This is a genomic window from Mesorhizobium sp. M1E.F.Ca.ET.063.01.1.1 (genome assembly GCF_003998155.1).
Classification (GTDB): Bacteria; Pseudomonadota; Alphaproteobacteria; order Rhizobiales; family Rhizobiaceae; genus Mesorhizobium.
Genome location: NZ_RZSC01000698.1, coordinates 1 through 3,058 on the forward strand (window position 1 = coordinate 1; position 3,058 = coordinate 3,058).

At 64.2% G+C, this 3,058-nt stretch carries 5 protein-coding genes; 4 read left to right on the top strand and 1 reads right to left on the bottom strand.

Going from position 1 to position 3,058, the window contains the following annotated elements; all coding sequences use genetic code 11:
* The 3 genes from nthB to EOA29_RS30795 form a co-directional block, all read left to right on the top strand.
* On the top strand, positions 1-537 hold a 537-nt coding region (gene nthB, locus EOA29_RS30785; RefSeq protein ID WP_127222058.1), incomplete at its 5' end, for a nitrile hydratase subunit beta.
* A complete protein-coding gene (locus tag EOA29_RS30790) occupies positions 506-874 on the top strand; it encodes a nitrile hydratase accessory protein (protein ID WP_189349992.1) in 369 nt (122 codons plus the stop codon). The genes nthB and EOA29_RS30790, both read left to right, overlap by 32 nt.
* Positions 875-1,021: 147 nt before the next feature.
* Positions 1,022-2,149 (top strand): ATP-dependent RecD-like DNA helicase, encoded by a 1,128-nt coding sequence (locus EOA29_RS30795; protein ID WP_126093166.1) that lies wholly within the window; start codon positions 1,022-1,024, stop codon positions 2,147-2,149.
* Positions 2,150-2,164: 15 nt separating this feature from the next.
* On the opposite strand, the gene EOA29_RS30800 is transcribed toward EOA29_RS30795, so the two are convergent.
* Positions 2,165-2,560 carry an STAS/SEC14 domain-containing protein gene (locus EOA29_RS30800; protein ID WP_126093167.1) on the bottom strand — a complete coding sequence of 132 codons (396 nt, stop codon included), beginning with the start codon at positions 2,558-2,560 and terminating at the stop codon, positions 2,165-2,167.
* A gap of 112 nt (positions 2,561-2,672) precedes the next feature.
* On the opposite strand from EOA29_RS30800, the gene EOA29_RS30805 reads away from it, so the two are divergent.
* Positions 2,673-3,058: pyridoxine 5'-phosphate synthase (locus EOA29_RS30805; protein WP_189479035.1), on the top strand; the 386-nt coding region annotated here is incomplete at its 3' end.

Here is a 3,058-nt window from a genome sequence, read left to right on the forward strand (position 1 = left end):
GCCATGGGCGCCTGGAACATCGACGAGAGCCGGCACGCGCGGGAATCGCTGCATCCGGCCGACTATTACGCGTCGAGCTACTACCAGATCTGGATCAAGGCGCTGGAGACGCTCTTGAAGCGCCACGGCTTCGTCACGGAGCGGGACCTTGCAAGCGGCAAGGCGGTCGATCCGGCCGCTACGCCCAAGCGTGTACTGAAGGCGGCGGACGTGCCGGCGGCGCTCGCCAAAGGCGGGCCGTGCGACCGGCCGGTCGCGGCGCCGGCGCGATTCCAGGCGGGCGACCGTGTGCGAACGAAGAACCTCAATCCCACCGGCCATACGCGCCTGCCGCGCTACGCGCGCGGCAAGAACGGGACGATCGAGGCCGTGCGCGGCGGCTTCGTCTTTCCCGACAGCAATGCGCATGGCAAGGGCGAGAACCCGCAATGGGTCTATACCGTAATTTTCGACGGGGCGGAGATCTGGGGCGAGGGCGCCGACCCTACACTGAGTGTGTCGATCGATGCCTGGGAGAGCTATCTTGAGCCGGTCTGAGACGGAACGACCGGCGGTTCTAGACGATCCGGTGTTCGCCGAACCATGGCAGGCGCAGGCTTTCGCCATGACGGTCGCGCTGCATGATGAGGGCCTGTTTTCGTGGAGCGAGTGGGCCGAGGCTTTATCCGCCGAGGTGAAGCAGCCGGGCGCCGCAAGCGACGGGCATGACTACTACGAGCATTGGCTGGCGGCGCTTGAAAAGCTGCTGTCGCGAAAGGGTGTTGCCGGCAAAAGCGAGGTCGATGCGCTGGCGGCCGCCTGGGAGCGTGCCGCGCATGCGACCCCGCACGGCAAGCCGATCCTGCTGGAGAACGATCCCGGACCTGGCAGATAGCCTGGATTCAAGTAGGTTTGTTCCCTTTACGTTCTTGTTTGTGCCTGATAGCGTGCCAAGCCTGTAGCAAATGAGATCGCCACCGGCGACGCCGGTGATGGGACGGCCAATCTTGTATTTCGCTCGCGAATCCGGTCTGTCGCGCTGATGGAATTCTCTCCCCAACAGGACGAGGCTTTGAAGGCGGTCGGCCGCTGGCTGAAGGACGGCCGGCCGCAGGTCTTCCGCCTGTTCGGCTATGCCGGCACCGGCAAGACGACGCTGGCGCGCTATTTCGCCGAGCATGTCGACGGGCAGGTGCAGTTCGCCGCCTTCACCGGCAAGGCCGCCCAGGTTCTGCGCTCCAAGGGAGCGATCAACGCGCGCACCATCCATTCGCTGATCTACCGGCCGAGGGGCGAGGAATCGGTCGAAGACGAGGTGACCGGCAAGACGTCGATCTCGCCGACCTTCGCGCTCAACCGGCAAAGCCCGATCGCGCGCGCCAAGCTGGTCGTCATCGACGAATGCTCGATGGTCGACGAGCAGCTCGGCCGCGACCTGATGAGTTTTGGCACGCCGATCCTGGTGCTGGGCGACCCCGCCCAGTTGCCGCCGATCTCGGGTGGCGGCTTTTTTACCGAACACGAGCCGGATGTGCTGCTGACCGAAATCCATCGCCAGGCGCGCGACAATCCGATCATCCGCCTCGCCCTCGACGTGCGCGAAGGCCGCGAGTTCATGCACGGCGATTTCGGCACGGCGCAGGTGATCGGCAGGGAAGGGGTCACCCAGGATCTTGTGCTCAAGGCCGACCAGGTGCTGGTCGGCACCAACCGCACGCGGCGGCGCTATAACCAACGGCTGCGCGAGCTCAAAGGGTTCAATGCCGACTATCCGCAGGCTGGCGACAAGCTCGTCTGCCTGCGCAACGATCCGGCCAAGGGGCTGCTCAACGGCTCGCTGTGGAAGGTGATGACCTCGTCGCGCGAGACTGTTAAGCCCGGCATCAACCTGCTGGTCTCGCCGGAAGAGGACGATCCCGACCGCGGCGTCGCCAAGATCAAGCTGTTGAAGGCGGCGTTCGAGGATCCGGACGCAGAGATCCCCTGGCAGCAGAAGAAACGCTTCGACGATTTCGACTATGGCTACGCGCTGACGGTGCATAAGGCGCAAGGCTCGCAGTGGAACGACGTCGTGCTGTTCGACGAGAGCTGGGCGTTCAAGGAGACCAGGCAGCGCTGGCTCTACACGGCAATCACACGCGCGGCCGAGCGGCTGACGATCGTGCGTTGAGACAAACCGGCATTGTCATGCCGGTCTTGCGCCAAGCCATCGCCAGGCGGCTTGTTCGTCCTCGCTGCCAAAGCGCCTGAATTCGAACGGCAAAGGCTTCGGGAACAAGCCCGTGGCAAAAGATGCCCAGCGTGGCTCGCCGATGGCCGCGCAGCGGACGACATGCTCCAGCGCGTCGGCCACACCTTGCCTCAGCGTCTTTTCCGAAATGTTGGCCCAATCGACGCTCTCCTCGTCGGTCAGTCGCACCAGCACGTCGATCCTCGGGTGCAGGGCATAGGCTGCTTCGAGCAGGCCGAACAGGTTTTCCGCGTCCGCCGGCGAAACATCGCCGACGACGTCGATGGCGAAAAGCGCGTCGCGATTGGTGTCGATGCGGCGTATCGCCGGCACGGCTTCGAGGAAATTCACTGGCAAACCCTTGCGTTGGCCGTCACTTGGTCCTCTGGAACACCGGAAACCCTCTATCTGTTCCCTGCAAAGGCGCTATAGATGCGCGCCAAAACCATAGGGACGCCAATTCATGCCCGCAAAGCTTTCGGTCAACCTCAACGCTGTCGCCATGCTGCGCAACCGCCGCGACCTGCCGTGGCCGAGCGTCACGGGGCTTGGCCGCATCGCGCTGGCAGCCGGCGCGCATGGGCTGACGGTGCATCCGCGTCCCGACGAGCGGCATACTAGGCATTCCGACCTGCCGGAGATCAGGGCGCTGATCGACGACGAGTTTCCGGACGCGGAATTCAACATCGAAGGCTATCCGACCGAGGACTTCCTGGCGCTTGTCGAAAAGCATCAGCCGGAACAAGTTACGCTGGTGCCCGACGATCCGGCGCAAGCGACCTCGGATCATGGCTGGGACTTCGTCGCCCAGGCCGCGTTCCTGACGCCGATCGTCAAGCGGCTGAAGAA

What these genes read in the sequence shown, in the direction of transcription:
- EOA29_RS30790 (WP_189349992.1), top strand. Translation starts at nt 506, where the DNA reads ATGCCTGGGAGAGCTATCTTGAGCCGGTCTGAGACGGAACGACCGGCG.
- EOA29_RS30795 (WP_126093166.1), top strand. Translation starts at nt 1,022, where the DNA reads ATGGAATTCTCTCCCCAACAGGACGAGGCTTTGAAGGCGGTCGGCCGC.